Source organism: Micromonospora sp. NPDC057141 (assembly GCF_042670805.1).
Classification (GTDB): Bacteria; Actinomycetota; Actinomycetes; order Mycobacteriales; family Micromonosporaceae; genus Micromonospora.
In genome coordinates this window covers 18284-37754 of the sequence record NZ_JBHUVA010000045.1, presented here as the reverse complement: position 1 = coordinate 37754, position 19471 = coordinate 18284, and the positions used below count along the sequence as shown (strand labels likewise).

Sequence of the window (19471 nt, the reverse complement as noted above, 5' to 3'; positions counted from 1 at the left end):
TCGGGTCGACTGTGGGCAATGCCTGTGGACAACCCGGGGGTACGACCGCCGCCCGTTGTCCACAGGGCGTTCCGGTCGGCGGGGCGGCTGCCTAGCGTCGACGGCGTCGCTGTTCACCCGTCGACGGCGGTGTTGCCGGCCCACCCTGGTCGGCCTCGCCGCCCGTCATGTCGTGACGGGGCACCGAGCCGGAGGAGTCCGCCGATGACCGAGGAGCCGTTCACCGTCCGCCCCGAGCTGCTGCGGGAGGTCGCCGGGGCGCTGGGCGACCTCGCGTACCGGCTCGGGCACGGGCTGGCGGGAGTGCCCGGCCTGGCGGTGCCCGCCCCCGGCTGGCGCGCGGCGGCTGCCCTGGCCGGCCTGGAGTCGGCCGCGCACGCCTGGTGCGGCGCGCTCGGCGCGCGGGTGGCCGCCGCCTCGGGGGCGCTGACCGTCGCCGCCGAGGGCTACCAGTCGGCCGACGAGCGGGCCGCCCACCGGCTGACGGCGCTGCCCCGGTGAGCACGGCGGCGCGCGGGCGCACGGCCGGCGGGGGCGACGCCTACGCCCGGCTGTGGGCGGCCGACCCGGGCCGGTGGGCGGCGGCCGGCGCGGCCTGGCGGGGGCTGGCCGGGCTGGTCGACCGGCGGGCCACCGAGCTGGACGGGGCGGCCCGGACGCTGCGGGGCGGCTGGGTGGGCGCTGCGGCCGGGGCGGCGGGCGGGCGGATCGGCGCGCTCCGGTCCGAGCTGGCGGCCCTCGCCCCGGCGGTGATCGAAACCGACCAGGTGCTCGCCGAGCTGGCCGGGCGGCTGCACCGGGCCAAGGCCCGGCTGACCGAGGCGGTCGCCCTGGCCGATGCGGGCGGGGTGCGGCTGGACCGGCGGGGTCGGGCGAGCACCGACCCGGCGCGGGCGCAGCCCGGCGCGCCCGCCCCCGTGGCGCGGGTCGCCGCCGCCGTGGCGGCGGCCCTGGAGCTGGCCGACGCGGCCGACCGGGAGGCCGCCGGCCGGCTCGACGAGCTGACCCGGGCGGCCGGCGCGGGCTGGGTGGCCCAGCCCCCACCCTGGCGTCCGCCGCCGGGTGCCGCCCCGGCGACCGTCCGGTCCTGGTGGGCCGGGCTCACGCCCGCGCAGCGCCGCTGGCTGGTGGCCCGGGAGCCCGAGCTGGTCGGCCGCCTCGACGGGGTGCCCGTGGCGGCCCGGGACCAGGCGAACCGGCTGCTGCTCGACCGGCGGCGGGAGGTGCTGCTGGCCGAGCGACGCCGGCTGCTCGACCGGCTGCCGCACGGGCCGGTGGAGCTGGCCGGCCTGGCCCGGGTAAAGGGGGCCCTGACGGGGCTGGACGCGCTGACGGCCCGGCTGACCGGCGGCGGGCAGCCCCGGGCGTACCTGCTGGGACTGGACCCGGGCGGCGAGGGGCGCACGGTCGTGGCGCTGGGCGACCCGGACCGGGCCGACCGGGTGCTGACCTACGTGCCGGGGATGACCGCCGGCCTCGCCGACGCCACCGGCGAGCTGGGCCGGGCCGCCCGGGTGCAGGCCCGCTGCGCGGCGCTGGATCCGACGGGGTCCACCGCGGCGGTGCTCTGGCTGGACTACGACGCGCCGGACTTCCTGCACGAGGCCGTCCTGCCCCACCAGGCCCGCGACGCCGGACCGGCGCTGCACCGGTTCCAGGAGGGGCTGCGGGCCACCCATGACGGCCCGCCGGCCCGGCAGACGGTGCTCGGGCACAGCTACGGCTCGCTGGTCGTGGGCACCGCCGCCCGCGACCACGGGCTCGCCGCCGACGCGCTGGTCTTCGTCGGTTCGCCCGGCGTCGGCGTGGACCGGGCCGACGGGCTTGGGCTGCCCGCCGGCGAGGTCTGGGCCAGCACGGCACCGGACGACGCGATCCGGCTGGCCCCCGCTCCCGACGAGCTGCCCCGCCGCGTCCTGCGCGGGCTCAGCCCGCTGGCAGCCGTGCTGACCGGCCGGGACGACCACGCGCTGTGGTTCGGCCACGATCCGGCCGACCCGGGCTTCGGCGGGCGCACCTTCCCCAGCGGCCGGCACGGCCACACCGGCTACTGGGACCCGGCCAACCCGGCCCTGGACGGCATGGCCCGGGTGGTGCTGGGCCGGTGAGGCGTGCCGGGCTACTCGACGGTGACGGACTTGGCGAGGTTGCGGGGCTGGTCGACGTCGTGGCCCCGGGCCGCCGCGATCTCCGCCGCGAGCACCTGCAACGGCACGGTGGTCACCAGGGGCGCGAGCAGCGTCGGCGTACGCGGCACCCGGATCAGATGGTCGGCGTAGCGGACCACCGCCTCGTCGCCCTCCTCGGCGATCACGATGGTGCGGGCCCCCCGGGCGCGCACCTCCTGGATGTTGGAGACGACCTTGTCGTGCAGCATGCCCCGGCCGACGGGCGACGGCACGATGCAGATCACCGGGGTGCCCTGGTCGATGAGCGCGATCGGGCCGTGCTTGAGTTCGCCGGCGGCGAAGCCCTCGGCGTGCATGTACGCCAGCTCCTTGAGCTTGAGCGCGCCCTCCAGGGCGACCGGGTAGCCGACGTGCCGGCCGATGAAGAGCACCGTCGGCTCGGACCTGATCTCCCGCGCCAGCTCCCGCACCGGCTCGATCCGGCCGAGCAGCTCGCGCAGCTTGCCGGGCATCTGGTGGAGCTGGTCCACCACGGCGGCCACCTCGTCGGCGAACTTGATCCCGCGCACCTGGGCGAGGTGCAGACCGATGAGATAGCAGGCGACGAGCTGGGTGAGGAACGCCTTGGTGGAGGCGACCGCGATCTCCGGCCCGCCGTGGGTGTAGAGGACGGCGTCGGACTCGCGCGGGATGGTCGAGCCGTTGGTGTTGCAGATGGCGAGCACCCGGGCCTTCTGCTCCTTGGCGTGCCGCAGCGCCATCAGCGTGTCCATGGTCTCGCCGGACTGGGAGATCACGATGATCAGCGTGGACCGGTCGAGGACCGGGTCGCGGTAGCGGAACTCGCTGGCCAGCTCCACCTCGCACGGGATCCGGGTCCAGTGCTCGATGGCATACTTCGCGACCAGTCCGGAGTGGTACGCGGTGCCGCACGCGACGATGAAGATCTTGTCGACGTCGCGCAGGTCCTGGTCGCTGAGTCGGACCTCGTCGAGCATGATCTCGCCGCCGTCGGTGAGCCGGCCGAGCAGGGTGTCGGCGACGGCCTGCGGCTGCTCCTCGATCTCCTTGAGCATGAACCAGTCGTAGCCGCCCTTCTCGGCGGCCGAGGAGTCCCAGTCGATGTGGAAGTCCTTGCCGGTGGCCGGCAGGCCGGCGAAGTCGGTGATCTCGATCGAGTCGGCGGTGATCAGGACGATCTGGTCCTGGCCCAGCTCGACCGCGTCGCGGGTGTGCTCGATGAATGCCGCGACGTCGCTGGCGAGGTAGTTTCCCCCGTCGCCCCGGCCGACCACCAACGGCGAGTTTCGGCGGGCCCCGACCACCGCGCCGGGCACCCCCGCGTCGACGGCGAGCAGTGTGAACGCGCCTTCGAGGCGCTGGCAGACCACGCGCATCGCGGCGGCGAGCAGCTGTGGGCCGTCCGGCTCGCCGGCGGCGCGCAGGTCGGCCAGCGCGGCGGAGAGCAGGTGGGCGGCGCACTCGGTGTCGGTGTCGCTGTTGAACAGGACGCCGTCGTCCTCCAGCTCGGCACGGAGCTTCGCGAAGTTCTCGATGATGCCGTTGTGGATCACGGCGACCCGCCCGTCGGGGGCGAGGTGCGGGTGGGCGTTGCGGTCGGTGGGGCCACCGTGGGTGGCCCAGCGGGTGTGCCCGATGCCGGTGGTGCCGTCGCCGATGCCGATCGGGCTCGCGGCGCAGGCCTCCGGGTCGGTGGCGGCCTGCTCGGCGAGCACCTTCTCCAGGTTGGCCAGCTTGCCCGCCTTCTTCTCGATCAGCAGCTCGTCGGCGCACACGACGGCCACCCCGGCCGAGTCGTAGCCCCGGTACTCCAGGCGGCGCAAGCCGTCGAGCACGATGCCGAGCGCCGGGCGCGCGCCGGCGTAACCCACGATTCCACACATGGTCCGCAGCCTAACCCAGTTTCGCTCATCACACGTGCGCGGAAGCCGGGCAAACAAGCATCTGGATTGAGCGAATTGGTAGGCCGGGCTGCTCCGGGGACGAATCTCCCCGGCCCGTCATCCCGGCTCCGGCCAAGACGCATGCCGGCCAAGACGGCGCGGGTCAAGCCTCGTGCCGGCCGGGCCGCAGCTGACGGCAAAGCAGCAGCGGCAGGGGCCGCAGGGCAGCGGCGTGACCGCGTACATTGAGGGCCACCTCGCGGGAGCCGGCCGCGGTCGCGGCCCCGACGTCCCCATCCCACCCCGCCGCGGCCACGCCGCGCCCCCCTTCCCGGAGCAGTCCCATGTCCGAGGCGTCGCCGCCGTCCCCCGAGCCGCCGTCCCCCGAGCCGCCGTCTGCTGAGGCGACGTCTGCTGAGCCGGGCCCGTCCGCCGGCACCGACCCCGCTGTTCCCCAGACTCCGGCAGGCTCCTCGTGGTCGCCGCCCGACCCGCTGGCTCCGCCGCAGCCCTGGGCCGCCCCGGAGCCGTACGCCCCGTCCGCCGCCGGCCCAGGTGCTCCGCCGCCCGCCGACGTTCCGGAGAACCGGCAGGCAGGACAGGCGGGACAAGCGGTGGCCCCGGGCATGCCATCCGCGGGCGCTCGACCCCACCCGGGCGGGCAGCCCTGGCCGGGCGCTCACCCCGGGTCTGGGTACGGCCCGGCCGGCTGGCCGCCACCGCCTCCCGGCCCGGTCCCACCGCCCCCGGGCGCGCCGGCCGGCTGGCCGCCGGCGGGCTACCCGCCGCCGTTCGCGTACCCGGGGCGGCCACCGGGGCACGCGGGCGGCAACGGTCTGGTGATCGGCCTGGTGATCGGCCTGGCGGTTGTCCTGGTCATCGGGCTGTGCGGCTGCGCCGTCGTGGCCGGCATTCTCACCGCCGCCGCCGAGGACCGGTCCACCGCGCAGGACCCCTGGTACGGCGGCCCATACGCCCCGGACGGCGAGGACGAGGCGGTGCCGTCCCCGCCCCCGGAGCCCACCCGCAGCCCCGCCATCCGGCCCTCCGGTGCGCCGGGGCGGGTCTCCGTCACCTACGAGGTGACCGGTCAGGGGCCCGTCGACGTGGAGTTCTACGACTCGGACGGCGACCTGATCCAGACGGACGACGTGCGGCTGCCCTGGCGCAAGACCTTCCGGATGACCGACGCCAGCCGGGTGATGGTGCTCGCCACCAGCCGCAACCGGCAGCACCGGGTCGACTGCGGGATCACCGTCGACGGCCGGTCCGTCGCCGAGGACGGGAGTTGGTGGTGGGTCAACTGCACCGGCTGAGCGTGGTCTTGCCCCTGCGTCACCGGCCCGTAAGCTGGCCGACGTGACGACGCCCGCTGATGTCGACCCGCTGGTGGCCCGGATGCGGCCGTTCGGGACGACCATCTTCGCCGAGATGTCTGCCCTGGCCGTCCGGACCGGCGCGGTCAACCTGGGGCAGGGTTTCCCCGACACCGACGGGCCGCCCGAGATGCTCGCCGTCGCGGTCGAGGCGCTGCGCGGCGGCCAGAACCAGTACCCGCCGGGCCCCGGCATCCCCGCGCTGCGCGCCGCCGTCGCCGCCCACCAGCGCCGGTTCTGGGGCCTGGAGTACGACCCGGACGGCGAGATCGTCGTCACCGCCGGGGCCACCGAGGCGATCGCCGCGAGCATCCTCGCCCTCTGCGAGCCGGGCGACGAGGTGGTCTGCTTCGAGCCGTACTACGACTCGTACGCCGCCTCGATCGCCCTCGCCGGGGCGGTGCGGCGGCCGGTGACGCTGCGGCCCGGCTCGGACGGCCGGTACGCCTTCGACCCGGCGGCGCTGCGTGCCGCGTTCGGGCCGCGGACGCGGCTGGTCCTGCTGAACTCGCCGCACAACCCGACGGGCAAGGTCTTCACCCGCGAGGAGTTGGCCCTGGTGGCCGAGCTGTGCCGCGAGCACGGCGCGTACGCGGTGACCGACGAGGTGTACGAGCACCTGGTCTTCGCCGACGCCGCGACACCGCACGTGCCGCTGGCCAGCCTGCCCGGCATGCGCGAGCGCACGCTGCGGATCTCGTCGGCCGGCAAGACGTTCTCCTGCACGGGGTGGAAGGTGGGCTGGGTCAGCGGGCCGGCGCCACTGGTCTCGGCGGTGCTGCGGGTCAAGCAGTTCCTCACCTTCGTCAACGGCGCGCCGTTGCAGCCGGCGGTGGCGGTGGCCCTGGCCCTGCCGGACGCCTACTTCGCGGAGTTCGCGGCCGGGATGCGGGCCCGTCGGGACCAGTTGGTCGCCGGGCTGACCGACGCGGGCTTCGGCGTCCTCACGCCGGAGGGGACATACTTCGTCACGGCCGACGTCGGCCCGCTCGGCGGGCGGGACGGGGTCGAGTTCTGCCGGTCGCTGCCGGCGCGGTGCGGGGTGGTGGCCGTGCCGACGCAGGTGTTCTACGACGATGCCGAGGCGGGGCGGCGGCTGGTCCGGTTCGCGTTCTGCAAGCGCCCGGAGGTGCTCACCGAGGCGGTCACCCGGCTGCGCCGCCTGACCTGACCCGGGCGACCGCCCCGCACACGCCCGCCCCGCCCACCACACAGCCGGCGTCCCCGTCGCCGGGGTGTGAGAAGGCGCCCCTTCCATACAGAAGCGTTGACAAGGGGCCCTTCCTTACAACGCGGGGCTGGCGGCGCGGACCTGCTCGGCGATGCGCTCGGCCACCTCGCGGGCGGCCCGCTCGGTGGCCGCCTCGACCATCACCCGGACCAGGAGTTCGGTGCCCGAGGGGCGCAGCAGCACCCGGCCGGTCTCGCCCAGTTCCGCCTCGGCCCGCTCGACCTCGGCCCGCACGGCTGGCGCGGCGGCCCCCACCGACCGGTCCCCGACCGGCACGTTGATCAGCACCTGGGGCAGCTTGGTCACCACGGCGGCCAGGTCCGCGAGGGTGCGGCCGGTGGCAGCCATCCGGGCCATCAGGTGCAGCCCGGTGAGCACCCCGTCTCCGGTGGTCGCGTAGGCCGGTATGACGATGTGCCCGCTCTGCTCGCCGCCGAGGGCGAGGCCGGAGCCGCGCAGCTCCTCCAGGACGTACCGGTCGCCGACCTTCGTCTCGATCAGCCGGATGCCCTGCGCGGACATGGCCAGCCGCAGGCCGAGGTTGCTCATCACGGTGGCGACGAGGGTGTCGTCGGTGAGCGCGCCGGCCTCCCGCATGGCCACGGCGAGGATCGCCATGACCTGGTCGCCGTCGACCTCGACCCCGTCGGCGGTGACCGCGACGCACCGGTCGGCGTCGCCGTCGTGGGCGATGCCCAGGTGCGCGCCGTGCGCGACCACGGCCTCGCGCAGCGCGTCGATGTGGTTGGAGCCGCAGTCGTCGTTGATGTTGAGGCCGTCCGGCTCGGCGTGGATGGCGACGACCTCGGCCCCCGCCTCCCGGTACGCCACCGGCGCGACCTCGGCGGCGGCCCCGTTGGCGCAGTCGACCACGACCTTGATCCCGTCGAGGCGGTGCGGCACGGTGCCGACGAGGTGCTGCACGTAGTGGTCCGCGCCGTCGAGCAGGTCGTGCACCCGCCCCACCCCGGCGCCGGTCGGCCGGTCCCACGCGGTGACGGCGTTCGCCTCGACGGCCGCCTCGATCCGCACCTCGATCTCGTCGGGCAGCTTGTGGCCACCGGCGGCGAAGAGCTTGATGCCGTTGTCGGGCATGGGGTTGTGCGAGGCGGAGAGCATCACACCCAGGTCGGCCTTGGCCTCGGCGGTGAGGAACGCCACGGCGGGGGTGGGCAGCACGCCGACCCGCACGACGTTGGCGCCGGCGCTGGTGAGGCCGGCCACCACGGCGGCCTCCAGCATCTCGCCGCTGGCCCGGGTGTCCCGGCCGACCACGGCCAGCGGCGGATGGCTGCGGTCCGTCTCGGCCAGTGTGTGGGCGGCGGCAACCGCCACCGCGAGCGCGAGCTCCGGGGTGAGATCCGCGTTCGCGCGTCCGCGTACGCCGTCCGTGCCGAACAACCGGCCCATACCCGCCAACCTCCGATGAAATGGTGCAACAGAGAAAGCGAAACGGCCGGGCCACCTCCCGTCGAGGGGAGGCGGACCCGGCCGTCCGTCAGAAGTACAACGTGAAGCTGTTGGTCAGCGCTTCGAGTACTGGGGAGCCTTACGGGCCTTCTTGAGGCCGTACTTCTTGCTCTCCTTGACCCGGGCGTCACGGGTCAGGAAGCCGGCCTTCTTGAGGGCCGGGCGGTCGTCGGGCTCGTTGACGATCAGCGCCCGGGCGATGGCGAGCCGCAGCGCACCGGCCTGGCCGGTGGTGCCGCCGCCGCGCAGGTTGGCGATGACGTCGAAGGCCTCGGGCTTCTCGGCGGTCACCAGCGGGTCCTTGATGAGCTGCTGGTGCACCTTGCTCGGGAAGTAGGCCTCAAGGTCACGGCCGTTGCAGGTGATCTTGCCGCTGCCGGGGACGATGCGCACCCGGACGATGGCCTCCTTGCGGCGGCCGACGGTCTGGATCGGCCGGTCGCCGCGGGGCGCGCGGACGACGGGCGCCGGTGCCTCGGTGGCCTCGGGGGCAACCTCGGTCTCGGTGATGTCGGTCATGCTGTTTCCTTCGCCCGCGCTCACTGCGCGATCTGCTTGATCTCGAACGGCGCCGGCTGCTGCGCGCCGTGCGGGTGCTCGGCACCGGCGTAGACCTTCAGCTTCTTGATCAGCTGACGGCCGAGCTTGTTGTGCGGGAGCATCCCCTTCACGGCCAGCTCGATGGCCCGCTCGGGGCGCTTGCTGAGCAGCTCCTCGTAGCCGACCTGCTTGAGGCCGCCCGGGTAGCCGGAGTGGCGGTAGGCGACCTTCTGCTGGCGCTTGTTGCCGGTCAGCGCGACCTTGCCCGCGTTCACGACGACGACGAAGTCGCCCGTGTCGACGTGCGGCGCGAAAGTCGGCTTGTGCTTGCCACGCAGCAGCGTGGCGGCGTGGGTCGCGAGGCGGCCCAGCACGACATCAGAGGCGTCGATGACGTGCCACTGACGCTCGATCTCACCCGGCTTCGGGCTGTACGTACGCACAGGTCTACCTTGTCTCGTCGTCGGTCTGGGGTCGCGCGCCGAGGTGACCAGGACATCCCGGCCGGACCAGCGCGCACGAACGACCAAGCGTACCTGATGCGGCACGCCTCTAAATGTCGTACAACAGCAGGCAACGATACCCGGGGCTGGGTCGGCAGGTCAAAACGGGGGGTCGCCCGGCGCGGCCCCCCGTTTCGATCATGACCAGGGTCACACCCCGGCGCGGGCCATCCGGGAGCCGGGCCGCACGTACGCGACCCAGGTGACCACCAGCAGCACCAGGAAGAAGCCGACGTAGAAGCGCAGCGCCGGCTGGATACCGCCGTAGGTGGACTTGGCCCAGGCGTAGCAGATCGGGACGAGGAAGCCGCCGAACGCGCCGACCGAGGAGATGATGCCCAGCGCCCCGGCCGCCTGCCGCCGCATGGACAGCATGGTCTCCGGGGAGCCGCCGAGGTCCTCCCCCTTGACCCGGAAAATCTTGGAGATCATCCGGTACGTCGACCCGTTGCCGATCCCGGTCGCCACGAACAGCAGCATGAACGCGGCGAAGAAGACGCCCAGGCTGCGCTCCTGCACCGACCAGAGCGCCCCGTACGCCCCGACGGCCATCAGCACGAAGCTGCCGATGGTGACCCGGGCGCCGCCCACCGAGTCGGCCAGCCGACCGCCCAGCGGGCGGAAGAACGAGCCGATCCCGGCGCCGATGAACGCCCAGCTCAGCGCGATGTCGGGCCGGCCGAACACCGAGTTGAGCAGGGTGGGGAAGGCCGCCGAGTAGCCGATGAACGAGCCGAAGGTGCCGATGTACAGCAGCGACATGATCCAGGTGTCGGCGTGCCGCAGCGAGGACCAGACCGGCTTCACGTCCGCCTTCGCCTCGGCCAGGTTGTCCATGAACAGGTACGCGCAGACGGCCGCGGCGACGGCGAGCGGGACGTACATCAGGCCGGCCAGGGAGAGCGCGAGCCCGCCGCCCAGCACGACCACCTGGGGCACCAGGAACTGCACGACCGCGACGCCGATGTTGCCGCCGGCCGCGTTGAGGCCCAGCGCCCAGCCCTTCTCCCGCTCGGGGTAGAAGAAGGAGATGTTGGCCATGCTGGAGGCGAAGTTGCCGCCGCCGAGGCCGGCGGTGGCGGCGATCAGCAGCAGCGGCACGTACCCGATCTCCGGGTTCTCGACCGCCCAGGCCAGGCCGAGGCAGGGCAGGATCAGCAGCAGCGCGGAGGCCACCGTCCAGTTCCGGCCGCCGAAGATCGGCACCGCGAAGGTGTACGGCAGCCGCAGCAGCGCGCCGACGCCGCTGGGCACGGCGGTCAGCCACAGCGCCTGGCTGGTGGTGAGCTGCCAGCCGACGTCGTCGAGCCGGACGACGACGATGCTCCAGAGCAGCCAGACGGAGAAACCGATGTGCTCGGCGAAGATCGAGTAGATGAGGTTCCGGCGGGCGATCCGGCTGCCGACGGCCCGCCAGAAGCCCTGGTCCTCCGGGTCCCAGTGCCCGATCCACCGGCCCGGCCGTCGTTGCAGGTCGATCTCACCTGTGGGTTCGGTCTCGGCCACCGTGCTGGTCATCCGCTGTCTCCTCCCGGCCGGGCGCTGGCGTCCACGTCGCCCGGCGCCGCGGGAACGGGCGACGGGCGGTTCCGCCTGAAAGTTAGGAGGCCGGGATTACCGGAAGATGCGTCGCGGGAGTCGCCGACGCAACAGCCGCCGCACAGGGCGGGTCGGGACAATGGTGAGATCCCGGTCGAAGCCGGGGCTGGTGGCGCGGGGCGCGGTCAGAGCTGTTGCAGGATACGCAACGCCCGGGCGACCCGCTGCATGGTGTCGGTGTCGGCCACGTCCACGCACTCGGTGAACCACTGCTTCAAGGGCGAGGAGAGCCGATCGGGCATCACCACGTGCCCGCCCATCGGCACGGCCAGCGGCGAGTCGCGCAGCAGCGCCGCCTCGACCACCTCGGCCACCATCACGATGGGCACATCGGTGGAGTTGTAGACGTCGGAGCTGATCACCAGCCCGAGCCGTTCCCGGGCGCCGGAGATGCGCCAGACCTCTCCCCTACGCAGCACGCGGCCGCCCGCCGAAGAGCAGATCGTCGACCATCGCCACCTCGCGGGCGTCGGCGACGGCGGCCGTCTCCAGGTCGAGCCCGGCCCGGTGGACGGCGTCGGCGTGCGCGGTGAAGACCTCGCGCAGCGCCTTCTCCCGGGCGGCCTGGTCCATCCAGGCGGAGAGCGACAGCCCCTCGCGCTTGGCGAACCGGCGCGCCTCCTCGATCGTCTCGTCGGAGAACGACAGTGTCACCTTGGCAGTCATGCCACACATCCTACTCCCGGTATGACCCCCGGTCATCCCCTCCCGCCCAGCCGAGGCCGGCCCGGTGATCAAGAGGTTTGCGTCATCGTTGAGATCCACTCTGACACTTTCCTCTTGATCACCGGGGCGAGGCGGGCGGGGCGGGGCGAGGCGGGGCGGGGCGAGGCGGGCGGGGCGGGGTGGGAGCGGTGACGACGTTCAACAGGAGGTCCGGCGGGTTTCTCCTGTGCGGTGTGAGGTGCTCTTGACAGGACCGAAACAAACGGGACGCTGACCCGAAACCGCCCGGCGGCACGCTTTGGCGACATGACAGACGGTGCACGACCGGCGACTCCGGCGGGGAAGTCCCCCCGGGAGGCGGCGACGCACTGCCCGTACTGCGCCCTCCAGTGCGGCATGACGCTGCGCGAGACCGACGGCCGGGTCGAGGTGCTCCCCCGGCAGTTCCCCACCAACCGCGGCGGCCTCTGCCAGAAGGGCTGGACGGCCGCCGAGCTGCTCGACCACCCCGACCGGCTGACCACCCCGCTGGTGCGCGACGCCGGCACCGGGCAGCTGCGCCCGGCGTCCTGGGCCGAGGCGATGGAGCGCATCGTCGGGGGCGTGCGCGCCGTCCAGGACCGGCACGGCCGCGACGCGGTCGCCGTCTTCGGCGGCGGCGGGCTGACCAACGAGAAGGCGTACGCGCTGGGCAAGTTCGCCCGGGTGGCGCTGCGGACCCGGCACATCGACTACAACGGGCGCTGGTGCATGTCGTCGGCGGCGGCGGCCGGCAACCGCGCGTTCGGCGTCGACCGGGGGCTGCCCTTCCCGCTGGCCGACCTGGGCCGGGCGCGGACCCTGCTGATGGTCGGCGCGAACCCGGCCGAGACGATGCCGCCGCTGATGCGCCACGTCGCCGACCAGCGTGCCGCCGGCGGCACGCTGATCGTGGTGGACCCCCGGGCCACCGCCACCGCCCGGCAGGCCGACCTGCACCTGCAACCGGTGCCCGGCACCGACCTCGCGGTGGCCAACGCGCTGCTGCACATCGCGCTCACCGAGGGCTTCGTCGACCGGGCGTACGTCGCCGAGCGCACCACGGGCTTCGACGAGGTGCGGCGGACGGTGGCCGGCTACTGGCCGGCCGAGGTGGAGCGGCTGACCGGCGTGCCGGTGGCCGATCTGGAGGCGACCGCGCGGGCGCTGGCGACGGCGGGCGGCGCGATCATCCTCACCGCGCGGGGGGCCGAGCAGCACGCCAAGGGCGTCGACACGGTCACCGCGTTCATCAACCTGGCACTGGCGCTGGGCCTGCCGGGCCGGCCCGGATCCGGGTACGGCTGCCTCACCGGGCAGGGCAACGGCCAGGGCGGGCGGGAGCACGGCCAGAAGGCCGACCAGCTTCCCGGGTACCGCAGCATCGCCGACCCGGCGGCCCGCGCGCACGTCGCCGGGGTGTGGGGGGTGCCCGCCGACGAGCTGCCCGGGCCGGGCGTGCCCGCGTACCAGCTCCTGGATTCTCTCGGCACCCCGGCGGGCCCGAAGGCGCTGCTGGTGTTCGGCTCCAACCCGGTGGTGTCGGCGCCCCGCGCGGCCCGGATCGAGGGCCGGCTGCGCGACCTGGATTTGCTGGTCGTCGCCGACCTGGTGCGTTCCGAGACCGCCGAGCTGGCCGACGTGGTGCTGCCCACCGCCCAGTGGGCCGAGGAGGACGGCACGATGACCAACCTGGAGGGTCGGGTGCTGCGCCGCCGCGCGGTGCGCACGCCCCCGCCGGGCGTCCGGACCGACCTGGCGATCATCGCCGACCTGGCCGACCGGCTCGGCACGAAGGCGGGCTTCAGCGACGACCCGGCGGAGGTCTTCGCCGAGCTGCGCCGGGCCTCGGCCGGTGGGGTGGCCGACTACGCCGGGGTCACCTACGACCGGATCGACGCCACCGGCGGGGTGTTCTGGCCCTGCCCGGACCCGGACGCGCCGGACACCCCGCGCCTGTTCGCCGACGCCTTCCCCACCCCCGACGGGCGGGCCCGGTTCCGCGCCGTCGACCACCGGCCGGCCGCCGAGGAGGTGTGCGCCGAGTATCCGCTGCGGCTGACCACCGGCCGGGTGCTCGCCCAATACCAGTCCGGCGCGCAGACCCGCCGGGTGGCGGCGCTGCGCCGGGCCGCGCCGGGGGCGTTCGTCGAGCTGCACCCGGACCTGGCCGCCCGGCTCGGCGTAGGCGACGGCGAGGAGGTACGGGTCACCTCGCGGCGCGGCGAGCTGCGCGCCCCGGCCCGGCTCACCCCGACGATCCGCCCCGACACCGTCTTCGCGCCGTTCCACTGGGGCGGGGCCGCGCGGGCGAATTCGGTCACCAACGACGCCGTCGACCCGGTCTCCGGGATGCCGGAGTTCAAGATCTGCGCCGTCCGGGTGGAGAGGGCACCGGCATGACCGCCGTCGTGATCGTGGGATACGGGATGGCCGGCGCACGGCTCGCCGCCGAGCTGCACGCCCAGCCCGGCGACCGCAAGGTCACCGTGTTCGGCGCGGAGCCGCACCGGGCATACAACCGGATCATGCTCTCCACCCTGCTGGCCGGGAAGCTCGACGAGCCGGACGTGGAGCTGACCGAGGCCGCCGGGCACGGCGTGGACGTACGCACCGGGGTCGCGGTGGCCGCGATCGACCGGGCGGCCCGCGCGGTGCGCACCGACGACGGCGACCGGATCGGGTACGACCACCTGGTGCTCGCCACCGGCAGCCGGGCCGTGGTGCCGCCGCTGCCCGGGCTGGACCCGTCCGACCTGCCGGAGCGGGTGGCCGTCTTCCGCACCCTGGACGACTGCCGGCGCATCCTGGCCCTGGCCCGGGGCGCGCGCCGTGCGCTGGTGCTCGGCGGCGGCCTGCTCGGGCTGGAGGCGGCCCGGGGGCTCGCCGCCCGGGGGCTGGAAGTGACGGTGGTCCACCCGAAGGGGCACCTGATGGAGCGGCAGCTCGACCCGACGGCCGGCGTGGTGCTCGCGGGCACGCTCGCCGACCTCGGGGTGCGCACCCACCTCGGCGCGTCCGCGACGGGGCTCGCCGCCGACGCCCACGGCGTCCGGCTCGACCTGTCCGACGGTTCGTCGCTCGCCGCCGACCTGCTGGTGCTCTCCTGCGGGGTACGCCCCGACACCGCCCTCGCCGCGGCGGCGGGGCTGACGGTGGCCCGGGGCGTCGTCGTCGACGACCGGCTGCGCACCAGCGACCCGCACGTCTCGGCGATCGGCGACTGCGCCCAGCACGGGGGCACGCCCAGCGGGCTGGTCGCACCGGCCTGGGCTCAGGCCCGGGTGGTGGCGCAGTTGCTCGGCGGCGCGGACCCGCAGGCGGCGTACCGGCCCCGGCCGGCGGTGACCCGGCTCAAGGCGGCCGGGATCGACCTCGCCGCGATGGGCGACACCGCCGCCGGGGGCGACCGGGCCGGCGACGGGCCGGTGGAGGAGCTGACGTTCGCCGACCCGGCGCGGGGCACGTACGCCCGGCTGCGCATCCGCGACGAGCGGTTGACCGGGGCGATCCTGCTCGGCGACAACCCGGCCGTCGGCACGGTGGTGCAGCTGTTCGACCGGGGCGCCCCGGTGCCGTCGGACCGGCGGGCGCTGCTGCTGGGCCGGGCGCTCGGCGGGGCGCCGGCCCCGCCGGCCGCGTCACCGGCGCTGATGCCGGACGCGGTGACCGTGTGCCAGTGCAACGACGTCAGCAAGGGCGCGCTGGTGGCCTGCTGGCGGGCCGGGGCCCGGACGGTGGCGGCGATGTCGACGGCGACCCGGGCCGGCACCGGCTGCGGCGGGTGTCGCGACGCCCTCGCCGGCATCGTCGGCTGGCTCGCCGAGGTCGACCCGGCGGCCGACGGACCGGCCGCGCTCGCCGGGGTCGACCCGGCCATCGACGGCCCGCCGACGCTCGCCGGAGCCGACCAGGTCAACGACGACAGCCCGAGGGCGCGACACGACCGCGTGGAGGTGGCGTGATGAACGGCGACACGACAGGACCGGGCACCGGCGGAGGCGACGCCGTGACCGGCGGCAGGGTGGTCGTCATCGGCAACGGCATGGTGGGGCAGCGGTTCACCGAGGCGCTGCGCGCCCGGGACACCGGGCGCCGCTGGCAGGTGACGGTGCTCGCCGAGGAGAGCCGGCCCGCGTACGACCGGGTGCGGCTGTCGGCGTTCTTCGACGGGGTGTCCGCCGAGGAGCTGAACCTGCACACCCCCGACGACGGGGTCGAGCTGCGCCTCGGCGAGCCGGCCACGGCCATCGACCGGGAGCGGCGGGTCGTGGTCACGGCGGCCGGCGAGCATCCGTACGACGCGGTCGTGCTGGCCTGCGGGTCGTACCCGTTCGTGCCGCCGGTGGCGGGCCGGGAGCTGCCCGGGGTGTTCGTCTACCGCACGCTCGACGACCTGGAGGCGATCCGCGAGCACGCCCGGGGCCGGCGCGTCGGCGCGGTGATCGGCGGCGGCCTGCTCGGCCTGGAGGCGGCGAACGCCCTGCGCCTGCTCGGCCTGACCACCCACGTGATCGAGTTCGCGCCCCGGCTGATGCCGGTGCAGGTCGACGAGGCGGGCGGGGCGATGCTGCGCCGCTACGTCGAGGAGCTGGGGGTGTCCACCCACCTCGGGGTGGCGACCACCGCGCTGCGGCCCGGCCCGGACGGCACGGTGGCCGCCCTGGAGCTGTCCGACGGCCGCACGGTCGACGCCGAGCTGGTGGTGGTCGCGGCCGGCATCCGGCCCCGCGACGAGCTGGCCCGCTCGGCCGGCCTGGAGCTGGGCCCGCGCGGCGGGGTGCTGGTCGACACGTCCTGCCGCACCGGCGACGAGCGGATCTGGGCGGTGGGCGAGTGCGCGGCCGTCGACGGGGTCTGCCACGGCCTGGTCGCCCCCGGCTACGCCACGGCGGAGGTGGTCGCCGACCGGCTGTTGGGCGGCGCGGCTACGTTCCCCGGCGCGGACACCGCGACGAAGCTGAAGCTGCTCGGCGTGGACGTGGCGTCGTTCGGCGACGCGCACGGCACCACCGAGGGCAGCCTGGACGTGACGTTCACCGACCCGGCCACCCGGTCGTACGCGAAGCTGGTCCTCTCCGACGACGCGACGACGCTGCTCGGCGGCGTGCTGGTCGGGGACGCGGGCGCCTACCCGACGCTGCGGGCCAGCGTCGGCGGGCCGCTGCCGGCCGCGCCGCTGGCGCTGCTGGCCCCGGCCGGCGGGGCGGCGGCCGGGGCCGGCGCGCTGCCCGGCAGCGCGCAGGTCTGCTCGTGCAACGCGGTGACCCGCGACGACATCGACACGGCGATCGCCGGCGGTTGCGCGGACGTGCCGGCGCTGAAGGCGTGCACCCGGGCCGGCACGAGCTGCGGGTCGTGCGTGCCGATGCTCAAGCAGCTCCTCGACGCGGCGGGGGTGAAGCAGCCCACCGCGCTGTGCGAGCACTTCGACCTGAGCCGGCAGGAGCTGTTCGACGTGGTGCGGGTGCGCGGCATCCGCACCTTCTCCCGGCTGATCGCCGAGCACGGGCGGGGCCGGGGCTGCGACATCTGCAAGCCGGTGGTCGCCTCGATCCTCGCGTCGCTGGGCACCGGGCACGTGCTCGACGGTGAGCGGGCGTCGTTGCAGGACACCAACGACGCGTACCTGGCGAACCTGCAACGCGACGGCAGCTACTCGGTGGTGCCCCGGATCCCCGGCGGCGAGATCACCCCGGAGAAGCTGATCGTGATCGGTCAGGTGGCGCAGGAGTTCAAGCTCTACACGAAGATCACCGGCGGGCAGCGCATCGACCTGTTCGGGGCGCGGGTCGACCAGCTCCCGCAGATCTGGCGGCGGCTGGTCGACGCGGGCTTCGAGTCCGGCCACGCGTACGGCAAGGCGCTGCGCACGGTGAAGTCGTGCGTCGGCGAGACCTGGTGCCGGTACGGGGTGCAGGACTCCGTCGGGCTGGCCGTGGCCCTGGAGCTGCGCTACCGGGGGCTGCGCGCGCCGCACAAGCTCAAGTCGGCGGTGTCGGGCTGTGCCCGGGAGTGCGCCGAGGCCCGCAGCAAGGACTTCGGCATCATCGCCACCGACACCGGCTGGAACCTCTACGTCGGCGGCAACGGCGGCTTCCGGCCCCGGCACGCCGACCTGTTCGCCACCGACCTGTCGACGGCGGAGCTGATCCCGCTGATCGACCGGTTCCTCATGTACTACATCCGCACGGCCGACCGGTTGCAGCGCACCGCCGCCTGGATCGAGGCGATGGAGGGCGGGCTCGACCACCTGCGCGCGGTCATCGTGGACGACTCGCTGGGCCTCTGCGCCGAGCTGGAGGCGGAGATGGCCCGGCACGTGGCGGCGTACTCCGACGAGTGGCGCGACGTGCTCGACGACCCGGAGCGGCTGCGCCGGTTCACGTCCTTCGTCAACGCGCCCGACGTGCCGGACCCGTCGATCACCTTCGCCGTCGAACGCGGCCAGCCCGTGCCCGCCGGCCGGGCCCGGCCGGTCGCGGCGTCAGCGGCACCCGACGGCGAGGCACCGGCCCGCCGCCGGCAACCGGTCACCCTCGGCCTTCCGGAGGTACGGCGATGAGCATCGCGACGGACACGTCCACGCGCCGCACGGCGGCGGACGCCCTCGGCTGGACCCCGGTCTGCCCGCTGGACCGGCTGGAACCGGAGCGGGGCGTTGCCGCCCTGGTCGACGGGGCGCAGGTCGCCCTGTTCCGCGCCGGCGACGAGCTGTTCGCCCTGGACAACCTCGACCCCGTCGGCGGGGCGTACGTGCTGGCCCGGGGCATCGTGGGCAGCCGGGGCGGCACGCCGACGGTCGCCTCCCCGCTGCACAAGCAGGTGTACGACCTGCACACCGGAGCCTGCCTGGACCTGCCCGGCGTGGCGGTGCCCCGGCACGACGTGCGCTGCCGGGACGGCCTGGTCGAGGTGCGGCTGAGACGGGAGGAGTGAATGGCCGACGAACTGGCCGGCTTCACCATCGGGGTCACCGCTGACCGCCGGCGCGACGAGCTGGCCGCCCTGCTGCAACGACGCGGCGCGCGGGTGGTCATCGCGCCGGCCCTGCGGATCGTGCCGCTGACCGACGACACGGACCTGCGCGAGGCGACCCGGGAGTGCCTGGACCGCCCGCCGGACGTGCTGATGGCCAACACCGGCATCGGGATGCGGGGCTGGCTGGAGGCGGCCGAGGGCTGGGGGCTGGCCGAGCCGCTGCGCGGCGTGCTGTCGCGGGCGTACGTGGTGGCCCGGGGTCCCAAGGCGCGGGGCGCGATCCGCGCCGCCGGCCTGCACGACCAGTGGTCGCCGGACTCGGAGAGCTGCGAGGAGGTCGTCGAGCACCTGGTGCGGCGCGGGGTGGCCGGGCAGGTGATCGCCATGCAGCTGCACGGCGACCGGCAGCCCGAGTGCACGAGCGCGCTGGAGGACGCCGGCGCGACCGTGATCGAGGTGCCGGTCTACCGGTGGGCGCCGCCGACCGACCCGGCACCCCTGCACCGGCTCATCGACCTGGTCGCGGGCCGGCTGGTGGACGCGGTCACGTTCACCTCCGCCCCGGCTGCCGAGGCGCTGCTGCGCGCCGCCGGGGACCGCACCGAGACGGTGCTGGAGGCGCTGCGCGGCGACGTGCTGGCCAGTTGCGTGGGTGCGGTCACCGCCGAGCCGCTGGTGCGGCGGGGGGTGCCGGTGAGCGCGCCCAGCCGGGCCCGGCTGGGCGCGCTGGTCCGGACCATCGTGGACGAGCTGCCCCGGCGTACGGTCAGCATCAAGGCCGCCGGGCACCTGCTGACCCTGCGCGGGCACGCGGCCGTGGTCGACGGGGAGCTGCGCCCGCTCGCCCCGGCGCCCATGGCGGTGCTACGGGCGCTGGCCACGTCACCGGGGCGGGTGCTGTCCCGCACCGCCCTGCTGCGGACGCTGCCGCGCGGCGCGGACGAGCACGCGGTGGAGATGGCGGTGGCCCGGCTGCGGGCCGGGCTGAAGGCCCCCCGGGTGGTGCAGACGGTGGTCAAGCGCGGTTACCGGCTCAGGATCGAGTGATCCCTGT

16 protein-coding genes are annotated in these 19471 nt (G+C 74.9%); 9 read left to right on the top strand and 7 right to left on the bottom strand.

Features of this window, described 5'->3' with window-relative positions; all coding sequences use genetic code 11:
* The first annotated feature begins 204 nt into the window (after positions 1-204).
* Both ACFT41_RS21250 and ACFT41_RS21245 read left to right on the top strand, forming a co-directional pair.
* Positions 205-501: a hypothetical protein gene (locus tag ACFT41_RS21250; RefSeq protein WP_377581673.1), complete on the top strand. Its 297-nt coding sequence runs from the start codon at positions 205-207 to the stop codon at positions 499-501.
* Positions 498-2108: an alpha/beta hydrolase gene (locus ACFT41_RS21245; protein WP_377581670.1), complete on the top strand. Its 1611-nt coding sequence runs from the start codon at positions 498-500 to the stop codon at positions 2106-2108. Before ACFT41_RS21250 ends, ACFT41_RS21245 begins: the two co-directional genes overlap by 4 nt.
* 11 nt (positions 2109-2119) lie before the next feature.
* On the opposite strand, the gene glmS is transcribed toward ACFT41_RS21245, so the two are convergent.
* Complete coding sequence (gene glmS / locus ACFT41_RS21240; protein ID WP_377581667.1) at positions 2120-4033, bottom strand: glutamine--fructose-6-phosphate transaminase (isomerizing); 1914 nt, start codon at positions 4031-4033, stop codon at positions 2120-2122.
* Positions 4034-4872: 839 nt separating this feature from the next.
* Between glmS and ACFT41_RS21235 the strand changes: the two genes are divergently transcribed.
* The gene (locus ACFT41_RS21235) at positions 4873-5349 is read left to right on the top strand and encodes an MmpS family transport accessory protein (RefSeq protein ID WP_377581665.1); all 477 of its coding nucleotides are present in this window, start codon (positions 4873-4875) and stop codon (positions 5347-5349) included.
* 43 nt (positions 5350-5392) lie between these two features.
* Complete coding sequence (locus ACFT41_RS21230) at positions 5393-6580, top strand: pyridoxal phosphate-dependent aminotransferase (RefSeq protein ID WP_377581662.1); 1188 nt, start codon at positions 5393-5395, stop codon at positions 6578-6580.
* A 114-nt stretch (positions 6581-6694) separates the two neighbouring features.
* Here the strand turns inward: ACFT41_RS21230 and glmM are convergent, their stop codons facing one another.
* The 6 genes from glmM to ACFT41_RS21200 form a co-directional block, all read right to left on the bottom strand.
* On the bottom strand, positions 6695-8050 hold the full coding sequence (gene glmM / locus ACFT41_RS21225; protein ID WP_377581659.1) for a phosphoglucosamine mutase: 1356 nt from the start codon (positions 8048-8050) through the stop codon (positions 6695-6697).
* Positions 8051-8164: 114 nt separating this feature from the next.
* Positions 8165-8629, bottom strand: coding sequence for a 30S ribosomal protein S9 (rpsI, locus tag ACFT41_RS21220; protein ID WP_377581657.1), 465 nt, complete (start codon positions 8627-8629; stop codon positions 8165-8167).
* A gap of 20 nt (positions 8630-8649) precedes the next feature.
* The gene (gene rplM, locus ACFT41_RS21215; protein WP_007072973.1) at positions 8650-9093 is read right to left on the bottom strand and encodes a 50S ribosomal protein L13; all 444 of its coding nucleotides are present in this window, start codon (positions 9091-9093) and stop codon (positions 8650-8652) included.
* A gap of 210 nt (positions 9094-9303) precedes the next feature.
* Positions 9304-10671, bottom strand: a complete 1368-nt coding sequence (locus tag ACFT41_RS21210) for a NarK family nitrate/nitrite MFS transporter (protein ID WP_377581654.1) — start codon at positions 10669-10671, stop codon at positions 9304-9306.
* A gap of 206 nt (positions 10672-10877) precedes the next feature.
* Positions 10878-11171 carry a hypothetical protein gene (locus ACFT41_RS21205; RefSeq protein ID WP_377581652.1) on the bottom strand — a complete coding sequence of 98 codons (294 nt, stop codon included), beginning with the start codon at positions 11169-11171 and terminating at the stop codon, positions 10878-10880.
* On the bottom strand, positions 11161-11418 hold the full coding sequence (locus tag ACFT41_RS21200) for a DUF6364 family protein (RefSeq protein WP_377581648.1): 258 nt from the start codon (positions 11416-11418) through the stop codon (positions 11161-11163). The genes ACFT41_RS21205 and ACFT41_RS21200 overlap by 11 nt, the downstream gene beginning before the upstream one ends.
* Positions 11419-11724: 306 nt before the next feature.
* Between ACFT41_RS21200 and ACFT41_RS21195 the strand changes: the two genes are divergently transcribed.
* The 5 genes from ACFT41_RS21195 to ACFT41_RS21175 are packed head-to-tail and all read left to right on the top strand — an operon-like array spanning position 11725 to position 19464.
* Positions 11725-13839: a molybdopterin oxidoreductase family protein gene (locus tag ACFT41_RS21195; RefSeq protein WP_377581645.1), complete on the top strand. Its 2115-nt coding sequence runs from the start codon at positions 11725-11727 to the stop codon at positions 13837-13839.
* The gene (locus ACFT41_RS21190; RefSeq protein ID WP_377581642.1) at positions 13836-15401 is read left to right on the top strand and encodes an FAD-dependent oxidoreductase; all 1566 of its coding nucleotides are present in this window, start codon (positions 13836-13838) and stop codon (positions 15399-15401) included. Before ACFT41_RS21195 ends, ACFT41_RS21190 begins: the two co-directional genes overlap by 4 nt.
* Positions 15402-15445: 44 nt before the next feature.
* The gene (gene nirB / locus ACFT41_RS21185) at positions 15446-18001 is read left to right on the top strand and encodes a nitrite reductase large subunit NirB (protein WP_377581817.1); all 2556 of its coding nucleotides are present in this window, start codon (positions 15446-15448) and stop codon (positions 17999-18001) included.
* Positions 17998-18375: a nitrite reductase small subunit NirD gene (nirD, locus tag ACFT41_RS21180; RefSeq protein ID WP_377581640.1), complete on the top strand. Its 378-nt coding sequence runs from the start codon at positions 17998-18000 to the stop codon at positions 18373-18375. The genes nirB and nirD overlap by 4 nt, the downstream gene beginning before the upstream one ends.
* The gene (locus ACFT41_RS21175; RefSeq protein WP_377581638.1) at positions 18376-19464 is read left to right on the top strand and encodes a uroporphyrinogen-III synthase; all 1089 of its coding nucleotides are present in this window, start codon (positions 18376-18378) and stop codon (positions 19462-19464) included.
* Positions 19465-19471: the final 7 nt, after the last annotated feature.

Bases quoted from the DNA above. Each gene is read 5' to 3' on its own strand.
- ACFT41_RS21250 (WP_377581673.1), top strand. From the start codon at position 205: ATGACCGAGGAGCCGTTCACCGTCCGCCCCGAGCTGCTGCGGGAGGTC.
- glmS (WP_377581667.1), bottom strand. From the start codon at position 4,033: ATGTGTGGAATCGTGGGTTACGCCGGCGCGCGCCCGGCGCTCGGCATC.
- glmM (WP_377581659.1), bottom strand. From the start codon at position 8,050: ATGGGCCGGTTGTTCGGCACGGACGGCGTACGCGGACGCGCGAACGCG.
- rpsI (WP_377581657.1), bottom strand. From the start codon at position 8,629: ATGACCGACATCACCGAGACCGAGGTTGCCCCCGAGGCCACCGAGGCA.
- ACFT41_RS21210 (WP_377581654.1), bottom strand. From the start codon at position 10,671: ATGACCAGCACGGTGGCCGAGACCGAACCCACAGGTGAGATCGACCTG.
- ACFT41_RS21200 (WP_377581648.1), bottom strand. From the start codon at position 11,418: ATGACTGCCAAGGTGACACTGTCGTTCTCCGACGAGACGATCGAGGAG.
- ACFT41_RS21195 (WP_377581645.1), top strand. From the start codon at position 11,725: ATGACAGACGGTGCACGACCGGCGACTCCGGCGGGGAAGTCCCCCCGG.
- ACFT41_RS21190 (WP_377581642.1), top strand. From the start codon at position 13,836: ATGACCGCCGTCGTGATCGTGGGATACGGGATGGCCGGCGCACGGCTC.
- nirD (WP_377581640.1), top strand. From the start codon at position 17,998: ATGAGCATCGCGACGGACACGTCCACGCGCCGCACGGCGGCGGACGCC.
- ACFT41_RS21175 (WP_377581638.1), top strand. From the start codon at position 18,376: ATGGCCGACGAACTGGCCGGCTTCACCATCGGGGTCACCGCTGACCGC.